The sequence below is a fragment of the Pseudomonas sp. 210_17 TE3656 genome (assembly GCF_054821965.1).
The window spans coordinates 5,067,549-5,081,355 of sequence record NZ_JBTRBC010000001.1 but is presented as its reverse complement, the minus strand read 5'-3'; the positions used below and the strand labels follow the sequence as shown (position 1 = coordinate 5,081,355).

10 protein-coding genes are annotated in these 13,807 nt (G+C 63.1%); 2 read left to right on the top strand and 8 right to left on the bottom strand.

Annotated features, from left to right (window positions below):
* Nucleotides 1–29 precede the first annotated feature (29 nt).
* Nucleotides 30–1,607, top strand: coding sequence for an AMP-binding protein (locus tag ACVI9W_RS23520; protein WP_461531406.1), 1,578 nt, complete (start codon nucleotides 30–32; stop codon nucleotides 1,605–1,607).
* A 75-nt stretch (nucleotides 1,608–1,682) separates the two neighbouring features.
* Here ACVI9W_RS23520 and ACVI9W_RS23515 read toward each other — a convergent pair whose 3' ends face one another.
* From ACVI9W_RS23515 to ACVI9W_RS23480, 8 genes are all read right to left on the bottom strand, one after another.
* Nucleotides 1,683–3,035: a DUF1329 domain-containing protein gene (locus ACVI9W_RS23515; protein ID WP_461531862.1), complete on the bottom strand. Its 1,353-nt coding sequence runs from the start codon at nucleotides 3,033–3,035 to the stop codon at nucleotides 1,683–1,685.
* Nucleotides 3,036–3,869: 834 nt separating this feature from the next.
* Nucleotides 3,870–4,325, bottom strand: coding sequence for a MaoC family dehydratase (locus ACVI9W_RS23510; protein WP_461531405.1), 456 nt, complete (start codon nucleotides 4,323–4,325; stop codon nucleotides 3,870–3,872).
* A 36-nt stretch (nucleotides 4,326–4,361) separates the two neighbouring features.
* On the bottom strand, nucleotides 4,362–5,501 hold the full coding sequence (locus ACVI9W_RS23505; protein WP_461531404.1) for an acyl-CoA dehydrogenase family protein: 1,140 nt from the start codon (nucleotides 5,499–5,501) through the stop codon (nucleotides 4,362–4,364).
* 15 nt (nucleotides 5,502–5,516) lie between these two features.
* Nucleotides 5,517–6,713: an acyl-CoA dehydrogenase family protein gene (locus ACVI9W_RS23500; protein ID WP_461531403.1), complete on the bottom strand. Its 1,197-nt coding sequence runs from the start codon at nucleotides 6,711–6,713 to the stop codon at nucleotides 5,517–5,519.
* Between the two features lie 13 nt (nucleotides 6,714–6,726).
* A complete protein-coding gene (locus tag ACVI9W_RS23495) occupies nucleotides 6,727–7,914 on the bottom strand; it encodes a lipid-transfer protein (RefSeq protein WP_342625296.1) in 1,188 nt (395 codons plus the stop codon).
* 130 nt (nucleotides 7,915–8,044) lie between these two features.
* Nucleotides 8,045–8,845: an enoyl-CoA hydratase/isomerase family protein gene (locus ACVI9W_RS23490; RefSeq protein WP_461531402.1), complete on the bottom strand. Its 801-nt coding sequence runs from the start codon at nucleotides 8,843–8,845 to the stop codon at nucleotides 8,045–8,047.
* A 17-nt stretch (nucleotides 8,846–8,862) separates the two neighbouring features.
* The gene (locus ACVI9W_RS23485; RefSeq protein WP_342625294.1) at nucleotides 8,863–10,008 is read right to left on the bottom strand and encodes an acyl-CoA dehydrogenase family protein; all 1,146 of its coding nucleotides are present in this window, start codon (nucleotides 10,006–10,008) and stop codon (nucleotides 8,863–8,865) included.
* Nucleotides 10,009–10,122: 114 nt separating this feature from the next.
* Complete coding sequence (locus tag ACVI9W_RS23480) at nucleotides 10,123–12,834, bottom strand: LuxR C-terminal-related transcriptional regulator (protein WP_461531401.1); 2,712 nt, start codon at nucleotides 12,832–12,834, stop codon at nucleotides 10,123–10,125.
* A gap of 167 nt (nucleotides 12,835–13,001) precedes the next feature.
* On the opposite strand from ACVI9W_RS23480, the gene ACVI9W_RS23475 reads away from it, so the two are divergent.
* The gene (locus ACVI9W_RS23475) at nucleotides 13,002–13,775 is read left to right on the top strand and encodes an enoyl-CoA hydratase/isomerase family protein (RefSeq protein WP_157192292.1); all 774 of its coding nucleotides are present in this window, start codon (nucleotides 13,002–13,004) and stop codon (nucleotides 13,773–13,775) included.
* Nucleotides 13,776–13,807 lie beyond the last annotated feature (32 nt).

The following is a 13,807-nucleotide window of genomic DNA, read 5'->3' as shown; positions in this document are numbered from 1 at the left end:
ACTGACGACAACAACAAACGGAGATCGCGATGAAGATGAATTTTTCCCGCGTCATGGCCCAGGTTGCCCAGCGCTATGCCGCTCAGGAAGCGCTGGTCAACGTCGAGCGCAACCGGCGGTATCGTTTCGATGAACTGCACCGCTTGACCAACCAGATCGCCAATCTGCTGCGCACCCGCTTCAAGCTGCAGCGCGGCGATACCGCGCTGTGCATTCTGGAAAACGACAACCTGTCGCTGCTGCACGCCTGGACCGCGTTCAAGGGCGAAGCGGCAATTGCCCATACCAACATCCGCGACTCCCTGGAGGAACACCGCTGGCAGGTGGCGTTCATCGCGCCGAAAGTGATTTTCATCGAAACCGCGCTGTTGCGGCAGTACAGCGACATGCTGCGCGCCAGTGGTGCCGCCGTGGTGTGCATGGATGCCCCGCCCGCCGATTGCACCTTCGCCCTGCACTTCTGGGCGCTGCTCGACGGCGTTTGCGCGGAGGAACCCGAGGTCGAGTCCGATGTGTACCGGGACACCCTGATCTACCGTTTTACCGGGGGCACCACCGGCAAGAGCAAATGTGCCCGCTACACCATCGACAACTGGTTGGCGGCGCGTGACTCGATGTATGCCGACAGCGAACAGGGTCAGGCCTTCAACGAAAACACCCGCTATCTGCACATCGCGCCGATTAGCCACGGGTCGGGGTTGTCGCTGCTGCCGACGCTGTTTCGTGGCGGTTGCACCGTGACCCAGAATGCCGCCGACCTCAAGGCCTGGTGCCGTAACGTCGAAGCGGAACGCATCACCACCGCGCTGATGGTGCCGACCCTGGTGGGCTGGTTGCTTGAACTGCCGCAAGCCTCAGAGTCCGATCTGTCCAGCCTGCAAACACTGTTCTACGGCGCTGCGCCGATGAGTCCGGCCAAGCTCAAGCAGTCTCAGGAGCGCTTCGGCAACATCTTCTTCCAGCTTTACGGCGCCACCGAATGTGCCCAGGCGGTCTGCACCCTGACCAAGGCCGATCACCTGAACGCCGTGGAGACCGGCCGGCTGGCCTCTGCCGGGCGGCCGGTGACCGGCATCGAACTGAAGATTGTCGATGAAGCGGGTAATCGCGTTGCGACCGGCAGCACCGGGGAAATCTGGCTGCGTGGGCGCGGCACGATCAGCGGCTATCACAACAACCCGCAAGGCACCGCCGCCGAGTTCAGCGATGGCTTCTGGAAGTCCGGCGACCTGGGTTATGTCGATGAGGCTGGCTATGTGTTCATCGTCGACCGCAAGAAAGACGTGATCATCACCGGCGGCTTCAATGTCTACGCGGTTGAGGTGGAAGCCACGCTCAATGCCCATCCGGCCGTTTCCCTGTCGGCGGTGGTGGGTATTCCGGATGACAAATGGGGTGAAGCGGTGCATGCCGAAGTGGTGCTCAAGCCAGGAATGTCCGTCAGCGAAGAGGAACTGATTGCCCTGGTCAAGGAGCGTCTGGGCCGCTTCAAGGCGCCGAAATCTGTCAAGCTGGTCGATGCCCTGCCGTTGAGCGCCGTCGGCAAGGTGCTGCGGCGTCAGGTAAGGGAGCGCTATTGGTCTGATCAGGCGCGCCGGGTGTCCTGAACGACATCGCGGCGCAAGGCCGCTCCCACTGTGCTGTGGGAGCGGCCTTGCGCCGCGATGGACATGAAGCTTGAGTCAGCGAACCCCGGCACCCGCCAGGCTGTCGGAAGTCCAGCCGTTGTCAGGGCTGAGCTTGTCCATGACCTTCACCCCACCTTTGCCTGGCCAGACGTTGATGTAATACGTGCCGGCGATCAGGTCGTAGTGGCCGCCCGGCGAGTTGTTGATCGCGCCGACGTCATACATCTGGGTCATGTAGCTGAAGCCTGGACGCCACAGCTGGCCACGGCCGTCATACTGATCCACGGCCAGAGCGGTCCAGCTGTCCTCGTCGATGTAGAAGGTGCGCTTGGAGTAGATATGGCGCTTGCCTTCCTTGAGGGTCGCTTCCACCACCCACACGCGGTGACGTTCCCAGCGCACCAGGTCCGGGTTGATGAACTTGGGCCCGAACACGCTCTTCGGATCCTCGGCGTAGGTGAAGCGATAGGTGTTGTAAGGAACGTACATCTCCTTCTTGCCGATCAGCTTCCAGTCGAAGCGGTCCAGCCTGCCGTTGAACAGGTAGATGTCATCGACGGTGGACATCCCCGAGGTACTGGCGTTCGGCGTGTCGTAGGCCAGATCGGGCGCCAGGCGCACACGGCGTTGGCCCGGCAGATACTGATAGGCACGGCGACCCTTTTCGGTATCGATGTTGTCAAAGGTCATCACCGCTTCGCCAGCGCGGCGGGCGGGGCCGGTGTAGTTGGCACGGGCGCGGGTAATGATCGTTGGCGCCTCGGCCTTGCTGGTGTCGTAGTACGGCATCTCGTAGGTCCAGCGGCCCTCGGTCGAGACCACCAGCTTACCCGCCGCATCGACGTTGTACGCGCCGTACTTGGGCGCAAGGTAGGCCACCCCCTGGTAGCGGGTCAGGTGGTTGAACATCACCTCGATACCGCGCTTGGGAATCGGGAACGGCACGCCGGCGCGCGCACCTTGCAGGTTCTGATCGTCGTTGGTCAGCTGCGCCTGGGTGGCGTTCTTGCGGGTATTGTCCAGCACGAACTGCGGGTAACCGACGGTGCGGTGCGTCGGATATACATCGACGCGGAAACCCGGCCGGGCCTTGATCAACGCCTTGGTGCCTTCGGTCAGTTTGTCCGCATAGGTATCAACGTTCGAGGCATCGATAGTGAACTGCGGTTTTTCGTTGGCAAACGGATCAGGACGAATGCCGGTGGTCTTGTCGAAGCCTGCAGGCGGGGTCAGCAGCCCGCCGGTATAGGCAGGGATGGTGCCATCGGCGTTACCGGCCATCTCGGCACCCAGGGGTGTCAACGTGCTGCCCAGTTGCTTGGCTTCCTGCTCGGTTACTGCTGCATGGAGCACGCCTGCATGTGCAGCCAGTAACGCGGCTGCCATCAGGGTTTTTGTCAGTTTAATCATGTCTCCAACCTCTAGGATGGTGGTTTGAGCGTCTGCTAAAACGCGCCCGGCCCCTCAGGAAATGCGGTTTCTCTTCCCGTCCTGGCCCTATGTTTTTAACCAACCACCCTCTCCTTTCGCCCCCCCCTTATTGGCGCGGCATGGGGGGGCTTTGGGTTTGGATGTTGAGGCTGTGGGTTGATCCATTTGGTGTGGCGATGCTGCCGGCCCCCTCCAGACACCTACGCTCAGCCTTCTGAAGTTGCAAAGTTACGGGTGGCGCCTGCACTGGCGTATCTTCGAAACCAGACACTGACGTAGCCAGGCTGATGCAATCGTGGGGCAAGCCCGCTCCCACCGGGTTAATTGGTCGCCCGGTGGGAGCGGGCTTGCCCCACGATTGTGGACTGTAAGCCACCTTGACCTTCATACGCGCAAGTTCAGGCGCCGCGGACTGCGACTTCAGGAGGCTGAGTGGAGGTGCCTGTAGGGGCCAGTGCGTAGCACCTTCGGCGTAGCCGAAGAGCGCGAGCCGTAGACTTGGCGAAGCAAGTCGTAGGCCGCGTGGCCCCGGAAGGTGCCGGAGCGAAGGGACCCGGAGCGCAGCGTAGGGCCGGATGCAGGAGCAAGCGGTTTTGGTTCCTTTTGCCAAGACAAAAGGGACCCGCCGTAAGGGCGGAAGGGGCCGGCAGCATCGCCACACCAAATGGATAAGCTCACAGCCACAGCCACAGCCACAGCCACAGCCACAACAAACCAACCCCAGGACCATAGCCCCGATAATCCCGCGAAGATCCAAAAAAAACGCCACGCGGCATGATCATGCGCGTGGCGTTGGTACAGCAGCAGCGGTCAGGCGAAAACCCGCAAGATGGTCTCCGCCACACAAGCTGGCTTGGCTGCGCCTTCAATCTCAACGGTCATCTCATAGGTCACCTGAGCACCGTTACCGTCCAGCGCCTCCCAGGACTGCAACTTGAAATGCGCCCGCAACCGGCTGTCCACCGGCACCGGCTGCACAAAGCGCACTTTGTTCATGCCGTAGTTCACGCCCATCTTCACATCGCGCACCTCGAAGGCGTTGGTCATGAAGGTCGGCAGCAGGCTCAAGGTCAGAAAGCCATGGGCAATCGGCTTGCCAAACGGCCCTGTGGCCGCGCGCTCAGGGTCGACATGAATCCACTGGTGATCGCCGGTGGCTTCGGCAAAGGTATTGATGCGTTGCTGATCGATGCTGACCCAGTCACTGGTGCCGACGACTTCGCCGACCAGGCCTTGCAGTTCAGCCAGGGTTTCGTAGCTCTTCATTGTTGTTGTGTTCTCGATGTTTTTGCGGTTGACGGATCAGGCGCGCAGCTCGGCCTGCAAGGCGGCGGCATAGGCGGCTTCGTGGCTGTCACTGCTGCCCAGCAGCACCTCGGCGACAACGGCCCGCTTGTAGTAGTGCCCGACCAGGTACTCCTCGGTCATGCCAATCCCGCCGTGCAACTGGATACCCTGACCGCAGACGAACCTGGCGGCGCGGCAGATGAGCATCTTGCTGCCGGAAACGGTCTTGTCGCGGGTCACCTGGTCATCGTTGGCCATTGATGCCAGGGCAACGTGCAGGCTCGAGCGCGCCAGTTCCAGCTCCGCAGCCATGTCCGCCAGGCGGTGCTGCAAGGCCTGGAACGAACCGATGGGCACGCCGAACTGCTGGCGAACCTTGAGGTAGTCGGCGGTGACTTCAATAGTTTTTTCCATGCCACCGATCAGCTCGGCACACAGGGCGACAATGCCGTTGGCCAGGCCCTGGCGCAGCCCGGGCAAACCTTGCCCGGCTTCACCCAGCAAGGCATCGGCGCCGACTTCAACGCCGTCGAAGTGCAGTTCCTGAACCCAGGTGCCATCGTGCAACGGCAGCGTCTGGGCTGTCAGTCCGGGACAATCCGCGTCTACCAGCAGCAGGCTGATACCTGGCGTTTGCGGAATCTGCGCAGAAACGATGAACGCTTGCGCGCCCGGGCCCCCGAGTACCAGGCTTTTGCGCCCGGACAGGCGAAAACCGTCGCCCATGCGCTCGGCCTGCAGCGTTACCGGTTCCGGCATACCGCGCGAACCCGCTTCGCTGTAGGCCAACGCTACACGGTAGCTGCCATCGGCCATCTGCGGCAGCAGCTGAGCCTTTTGCGCCTCGCTAGCAGCGGCCAGCACGGTCTGGGCAGCCAGCACGCCACAGCCCAGGAATGGCTCCAGCACCAGACCGCGGCCCAGTTCCTGGGCAATGATCACCGTATCCACCAGCGAACCGCCAAGCCCGCCATAGGCCTCCGGCAGCGCCGCCATCAACCAGCCGTTGGCGGCGAAGATGCCCCAGTTGTCCGCACTACCGTTCTTGCTCGCTTTGAGCAGGGCGGTACGCGCCTCGAAACTGTAGGCCTTGTCTACATAACGTCGCAGGCTGTCCTGCAACAGTTGTTGTTCCGAAGTGAATTCGAAATCCATAGCGGTTTCCTGATATCAGAGTTGGAACAGCATCTTGGCGATAATGCCGCGCTGCACTTCGCTGGTGCCGCCGTAGATGGTCGATGCCCGGCGCAGGAACATATCGTTGCAAATGCCCCGGGCCAGCGCCTGCTGCGGGAATGGCTGTTCGGGATCGGCCTCATGCGGATGCGCATAGGCGATTGCACCGTAGTCCCCCAGCGCCTCGATCTGCGCCTCGGTCATGCGTTGCTGCAATTCGGTGGCGCGGATCTTGAGCATCGAACCCAGCGTGTGTGACGCCGGGTTGTGCTGTTCGTCCAGACGCGCGACACGCTGCACCAGCATTTCGATGGCCTGCAGTTCCGCCTCCAGGCGCGCCAGCTTGAGGGCGAACTCCGGGCGTTCGAACAGCGGCTGGCCGGCCACTTTCAGCGTGGAGCCGATCAAGCGCAGTTCCCGCAGGTAGCGCTTCAGCTCAGGCAAGTCAGCGGTAGTGGCATGTTCGTTGTTGAGCAGGAATTTGGTGATGCTCCAGCCCTGCCCTTCGCTGCCAATCAGGTTGCCTACCGGCACCCGCACATTGTCGAAGAAGGTTTCATTCAGGTGATGGGCATCGTCGATGCTGCGGATCGGCCGCACGGTGATACCGGGTGTGCGCATGTCCACCAGCAGGAAGCTGATACCGGCCTGCTTCTTCACCTGCGCATCGGTGCGCACCAGCAGGAAGATCCAGTCGGCGTGGTGGGCATAGCTGGTCCAGATTTTCTGGCCGTTGACCACATAGTGGTCACCGTCACGCTCGGCACGGGTGCGCAGCGACGCCAGGTCGGAGCCGGCGCCAGGCTCGGAAAAGCCCTGGCACCACAGGCGCTCGCCATTGAACACGGCCGGCAGGTGCTCGGCCTTTTGCTCAGACGTGGCAAAGGCATTGAGCACCGGCCCGAGCATCTTGTGCACGAAGCCATCCTGGGTGGGGGTACCGGCCAGGCTGCACTCGTCATCGAACACCAGGATCTGCGGTACCGACCAGCCCGTGCCGCCGTGTTCCTTGGGCCAGTACGGCGCTCCCCAGCCGCGCTGGTTGAGGAGCTTTTGCCAGCGCATGATCTGCTCGCGCGGCGAGCGGGTGCAACGCTGTTGCCCTTTCAGGTCCGCCGGGACCTGGTCGCGAAGGAACTGACGGACCTCTGCGCGGAACGCCTCAAGGCTGGTATCAGGTCGAAAATCCATGGTGTTTCCCCTGTCAGTCTTTACGGTACAGGGTGACGACGCAGGCGCCACCAATGCCGATGTTGTGTTGCAGGGCAATGCGCGCACCCTCTACCTGGCGCTGCTCGGCGCGGCCACGCAGTTGCAGGACCAGCTCGGTGCATTGCGCCAGGCCCGTTGCGCCAATCGGGTGGCCTTTGGAAAGCAGGCCGCCGGACGGGTTGACCACGTACTGGCCGCCATAGGTGTTGTCGCCATCGTCGACAAACTTCTGCGCCCCGCCTTCCGGGCACAGGCCCAGGGATTCGTAGGTCAGCAGCTCGTTCTGGGCGAAGCAGTCGTGCAGTTCGACCACGTGCACGTCCTCGGCCCCGATACCGGCCATTTCATAGGCTTGCCGGGCCGCCGCCCGTGACATCGAGTAACCGGCCACGTCGCGCATGTCGCCGGACTTGAAGGTTTCCGCGCCATCGGTGGTCAGCGCCTGGCCGGCAATCGACACACTGCGGTCCAGGCCATGCTTCAACGCATAGGCCTCGCTGCACAGCACCACTGCGGCAGCACCGCAGGTCGGTGGGCAGGCCATCAGTCGGGTCATCACTTCAGGCCAGACCACCTGATCGGCCATCACCTCTTCGGTGGTGATCACCTTGCGGAACACCGCCTTGGGGTTGTTGGCCGCGTGACGGCTGGCTTTGGCGCGAATCTTGGCGAAGGTTTCCAGCGGCGTGCCGAAACGCTTCATGTGCTCCACCCCGGCGCTGCCGAAGATACGCAACGCTGCCGGGATTTCGGAGGCACCAGGAATGGCTTCGTCGCATTGATCGAGGAACAGCTCCAGCGGGCTCGGACGATCCGGGAAGGCGCTGCCGATGGCACCGGGGATCATTTGCTCGAAACCGAAGGCCAGAACGATATCGACCATGCCGCTGGCAATCGCCTGGTTGGCCAGGAACAGCGCGGTAGAGCCGCTGGCGCAGTTGTTGTTGACGTTGATCACCGGAATGCCGGTCATGCCGACGTTGTAGAGCACGCGCTGACCACAGGTGGAGTCGCCGAAGACAAAGCTGGCATACGCCTGCTGGACCGACTCGTAACCGACCCCGGCATCGGCCAGGGCCAGGCGCACGGCCTGCTCGCCCATGACTGCATAGGTTTCGCTCTGGCCAGGCTTGACGAAGGGAATCATACCGACACCCGCGATGACGACTTTCTGCCTCATGTCTTACTCCTCAGCGTTGGATACCCTGCCGGCCCTTGCGGGCTTGTACGCCGGGTTGTACCGGGCGGCAGGCTTTGAATCTCAAGGATAGGCGCGCGCTCAAGCACACGGCCCCTCCCTATTTGGAGGTTTACGGCGCTGGCAGCACCGCGCCACGGTAGGGCAAGCCTTCTTTGCCGAGGAAGCGCCGTACGGCTTCGGCATGGTAATGGCTGGCTCCGCACAAGGACTGGGCACAGGCCTCGAACTCGGTCATCGCCGGGCGATCGGTCTCGAAGGAGCGGTTCAGCAGTGTCTTGCTCAATGCTAATGCATCCGCGGGGGCATCATCGAACTGCCGGGCGAACTGCAGGGCACTGTCGAGCAACTGCTCCTGATCGATGATCGCCTGAGCCAGGCCGAGCGCCAAGGCCTGCTGCGCATCCACGGCACGGGCGCAAAAAATCAGTTCCTTGGCTTTGGCCAAACCGACCAGGCGCGGCAGCACATAGAGCATCGACAGGTCCGGCACCAGCCCAAGGCTCAGGAACGTCGGCAACAGCCGCACGCGTGGCGTGACAAACATGAAGTCGGCGGCCAGGGCCAGGGAAAAGCCTGCGCCTACGGCGGCACCATCGACGGCGGCAATGACCGGTTTGGGCATGTCGGCAAGGCCGGTGAACCACGCCTGAAAGCCCAGCACCAGCTTGCGCCCGGCAAACGCCGCATCCTCACCCTCATCCAGGCTGCCAAGGTCGAAACCGGAACAAAAGGCGCCGCCAGCGCCGGTCAGCACGATCGAACGCACCGAACGATCATCGCGCGCCGCCTTCAGGGCAACCGGCAAGGCCTCGTTGATGGCCGCCTCGAAGGCGTTCTTCTTCTGCGGCCGGTTCAGGGTGATCAGCGCTGTCTTGCCGATCCGTTCATACAGCACCGCACTGTCAGTCATGTCCCTTCCCTCCTCACTCACAGGTTGCGCGCGATAATCACTTTCTGGATATGGCTGGTTCCCTCATAGATCTTGGTCACCCGCACATCACGGCAATAGCGCTCCACCGGGAAATCGCTGAGGTAGCCATAGCCGCCATGGATCTGCAGCGCTTCAGAGCAGACCTTCTCGGCCATTTCGCTGGCGAACAGCTTGGCGATCGAGGCTTCCTTGGCGCAGGGCACACCGGCGTAATGCAGGCGCGCGGCGTGCAGCATGTAGTTCTGCGCGACCTCGAACTGGGTAGCCATGTCGGCCAGGTCGAACGCCACACCTTGCAGATTGATGATCGGCGCGCCGTAGGCTTCACGCTCTTGCGCATACTTCACCGCGGCCTCCAGCGCAGCACGGGCACCACCCACGGCGACGGCGGCGATACCGATGCGCCCTTCGGACAAAGTCGCCATCAGGCGCTTGTACGCGGTGCCCTCTTCGGCCAGCAGGTTGTGCGCCGGTACCCGGCAGTTGTCCAGCTGGATCGCGGCGACGTGAGCGGAGCGCTGGCCCATCTTGCTTTCCACGCGGGTAACGATGTAGCCGGGTTCGCGTGGATCGATGATGAACATGCTCGGGCCTTTGCGGCCCTCCGCAGTCTCGGTGCTTGCGGCAATGGCAAAGGCGATCCCGGCTTCGTTACCGTTGGAGATGAACTGCTTGCTGCCGTTGAGCACGTAATGGTCGCCGTCACGACGCGCCGTGGTGCGAAATGCCGAGGTGTCGGACCCGGCCTGCGGCTCGGTGAGCAAGCCGGCAGCGATCAGTTCACCGCTAATCATGCCCGCCAGGTACTTGGCCTTCTGCTCTTCGGTACCGAAGCGGTGGAGCATGTCGGCCATGCCGTTGTGTACATGCAGGATGGTGGCGAACCCGGCGTCTGCCGCCGCGAACTCCTCGATGCACAGGCAGTATTCGGGAAACGACATGCCGGCGCCGCCGGACTCCTCGGGAATGTGCATGCCCAGAAAGCCCAGTTCGGCCACCGCCTTCAGCTCCGCGTGTGGCCAGGCGCCAGTACGGTCGCGTTCGGCGGCGGTGGCACCCACCACTTCTTGCGCCACCTTGCGGGCGGCGTCACGGATCATGATTTCCTGCTCGCTCAGGAATGCTGCAGATGTATCGCTCATGGTCTTCCTCTTGAACCGGGTCGGATAGTCGAATCTGACCTGAGCATGCGGGCTGGCCCCGGCCATGCGCGCCTATCCTCTCGGGAGGGCGCAGCGGCCGCCGCCAGCGTCCAGTCACTTGAGCACGCCCTGCTGGCGCGCCAGAGTAATCGCCGCATAGCGGCTCGAGACGCCGAGTTTGGCGAGGATGTTTTTCACGTTCCACTTCACCGTACCGAAGGTGATGTTGAGCGTCAGGGCGATACGTTTGTTCGACATCGCCTGAGCCACCAGCCCGAGGATTTCCAGCTCGCGCGGGGTCAGGCTGGCCCGTGGCGAATCGACCGTGTTCCTTGCCGCACAGGCCAGCGGCGACGGCGCCTGCGCAGGCGTTTCGCGACTCAACAAAGCCTGCACGTACTCGGCAACAGCCGGCTCCCAGGCGATCGCATCCTGGTGCCTGGCAAGCAAGCCAAGCACGCCCTGACCTTCATCGAGCACGGTGCGCACCAGGCCCATCCGCGCGCCGGCTTCCAGCGCCTGCTGCAGGCTCACCAGCAGCGCCTCCGTCTGCCCCAGCAACGCGTGCACCTGGGCGCTGAGCAGGTGCGCCCTGACCCAGCTGCGGCCACGTGTCGCCTGTTCGACGTAGGCATGGACAGCCGGCAGCGCCTCCAGTGCCGATTGCCCGTCATGCCCGGCCAGCGCCAGACGCACGCGGGACAACGCCACCAGATAGTCGATTTCGCCACGTGCTTCGGCATGCGGGCGCTGCGCCGCCGCCAGGCTCGCCAGACGTCCGGCCACCTCGGCGGCACGGCGGTTTTCGCCCTGCAGCACCAGCACCCGCACCTGCTCGGCCAGGATCAATGCCAGCAGCCGGTCCAGCCCCAGCACCTGAAAATGCGCGCCTTGGGTGTCGAGGAAGCTCAGCGCCGCCTGAGGCGAGTCTTGTTGCAGGGTGATGCGCGCGCGGCAAATCGAAGCCCGGCCCATCACATCAGGCATGGACGAACGCAAAATGCCGCTGCGGTTGGCCAGCACGCGCAAGGCGTCATCGAGGCGGTCCAGTTCGTAATAGGCGTCGCACAGCGTGGCGGCGCACAGGTTGGCAGACACCGACCCGCGCCCATAGGCTTCCTCGGCCCGGGCGATAACGCTCTCGCCAATGCTCAGGGCCTGGCGGGCATTGCCTTCCTTGAGGCGGGCCAGCGCCTGCGTGCTTTCAAACACCATGGCCATGTCGTTGGCGCGGTCTTGAAGATCGATCGGATACTGTTCATGGAGCTTGCGCGCATCCGCCGCACGTCCGACGGAAAGATAGGCAGTGGCCAGGCCGGAGAAGCTGATGTAGCGCAACGAGCGGTTTTCCAGGGGCGCCTGGTGGGCCGCCTCCAGCAGGCTGATGACCCGCCGTGGCTGGTCGAGCTGCAGAGCGATTGCCGCATCGGCGAGCACCAGTTTCGAGGAGATCGCTGGATTGCGCGCAGCGTCGCTGCGGCGCATCTGTTCCAGCCAGCGCTGGGCCTTTTCCGGGCGGGCGGTGAAGGCGTAGGTCAGGCAGCCGGTGATGAACAGTTGGGGATGCGAAAACAGGGTGTCCTGCGGCAAACGCTCAAGCAGGCTCAGCATCGGGCTGATATAGGCCATGCTCCAGGTGCTGGACGCGGCCTCCTCCATTGCCTTGATCGCATAGTCGCGATCCCCGCCGAGGTTGGCGTGGCGTACCGCTTCGACCAGATACTCCTGTTCGGCGAACCACTGGCTCGCGCGACGATGCAGCGCCTGAACCGCGCCCTCGCCGCGGGCCGCCAGGCGCTGGGTGAGAAATTCGCCGAACAAGGGATGGAATCGGTACCACGGCGTGCTGTCATCCGATTCGATACGGTAGATCAGCAGGTTCTCGTCCTCGGCACGCTTGATCATCTCCGGAGCGTGGCGGTTGGCGCTGACGAACGCCCCGAGGTCGGCGTTGAAACGCCGCAATATCGAGACTTTCTCCATGAACTCCAGCAATTCCGGCGACAGGCACACCAGCACATCCTCGGCCAGGTAGGCCTGCAGGTCAGCCGAGTTGCGCAGGATCGAGCGCAGGTGCGCACGTTTGCTCGGACGCACCCGCAACATGGTGGCAATCGGCTGCAGGCTGGCCGGCCAACCGCTGGTGAGGTCATGAATCAGCCGCTCTTCGTCGGCACTGAGCACCAGGGTGCTGAGGTTCTGCTTGAAAAAGTCGCGGGTTTCGTCGGTATCGAAGGGCAACTCGACGGTATCGATCTCGACCACGTGGCCCTGCATGCGCAAACGCCCCAGGCTCAGCGCTGGCGTGGAGCGCGAGGCAATGGTGATATGCAGATTGGCCGGGCAATGATCCAGCAGCTTCTGCATCAAGCGGTGGGCGGCAGGCGATTCCACATGATGAAAGTCATCCATCAACAGATGCAGTTCTTTGTCGATGCCGTGTGCGGCGTGGGTAACGATGGCGATCAGGGTGTTGATCGACTGCTCGCTGCCATCGCTGTGCAGCCAGTCCTGTTCGATGGCGATCCCCAGACGCTGCAACGCCTCAAGCAAATACGAGAGGAAACTGCCGAACTGCCGGTCGTCGAGGCTGAACGAGATCCAGGCCACGTCCAGCCCGGCCTTCATCAGTTCCAGGCGCCATTGCGCGAGCAGGATGGTCTTGCCGAAACCGGCCCCCCCGGTAATCAGCGTTGCGCTGCACGGCTGCGACTCGCGCAGGCGGCCCAGCAGCTGGCTACGGACAATGTGCCGAGCGTTCAAGCGCGGTGGCGAGAACTTGGTGGCGACCAGCAGATCGCCGGCGTTGATGACATTTGTATGCATTATTAGAGTCTCCGCCCGTGGCAGTGTTGCCTGGATGTCGCCCGCATCCTGCAACAGACACCAGGGTGGGCGCCCCCGTCCGCAAGGGGGGGGGTGAGGCCCTGAGGCACTCGCGTAAGTTCCAATTCAGACAGAAACGTCAATTGCAGCGTGATTGAGGATTGGAGATGAGCGAGTCCGTTTCTTTTGAAATCAAGGGCCAGGTGGGCTGGATCACCTTGACCCGGCCCAAGGCCATGAATGCCCTGAACCGTGAAATGCTGGAGGCCATGACCGCCCGCCTGCACGCCTGGGAAAACGACAACCAGGTCCGCGTGGTGGTGCTGACCGCCACCGGCACGGCGTTCTGCGCCGGCGCCGACCTCAAGGCCGGTGGCACCCCGCTGCCAGGCGAGAAAGACCTGCTGGACACTATCGTCACCTTCTTCGATACCTTGCGGGTGTTCCCCAAGCCGGTCATCGCCGCCGTCAACGGCCTGGCCCTGGCCGGTGGCCTGGAAACCGTACTGTGCTGCGACCTGGTCATCGCCGCCCAGAGTGCGCGCTTCGGAGATGCCCACTCCAACTTCGGCGTGTTCCCTGGCGGTGGTGGCGCGGCGGTACTGCCACGCAAGATCCCGGAGAACATCGCCAAGTACATGCTGTTCACCGGTGACGCCCTACCCGCCCAGGACATGAAGACCTACGGCCTGGTCTGCGAAGTGGTCGCCGATGCCGAGCTGCTCGAACGCGTTCAGGCCCTGGGCGACAAACTGGCGCAGAAGAGCCCGCTGGTACTGCGCAAGATGAAAAAAGTCGCCGACGAAGCCGGTGACAAGTCGCGTGCCGATGCCCTGCGCCAGGAACTGCTGGAGCTGCGCAACCACCAGCGCTCCTACGACATGGCCGAAGGCGTGCGCGCCTTCGCCGAGAAGCGCAAGCCTGATTTCAAGGGCTACTGAGCCGGGCGCCCTGCCCCCCTTATTTCTGAACA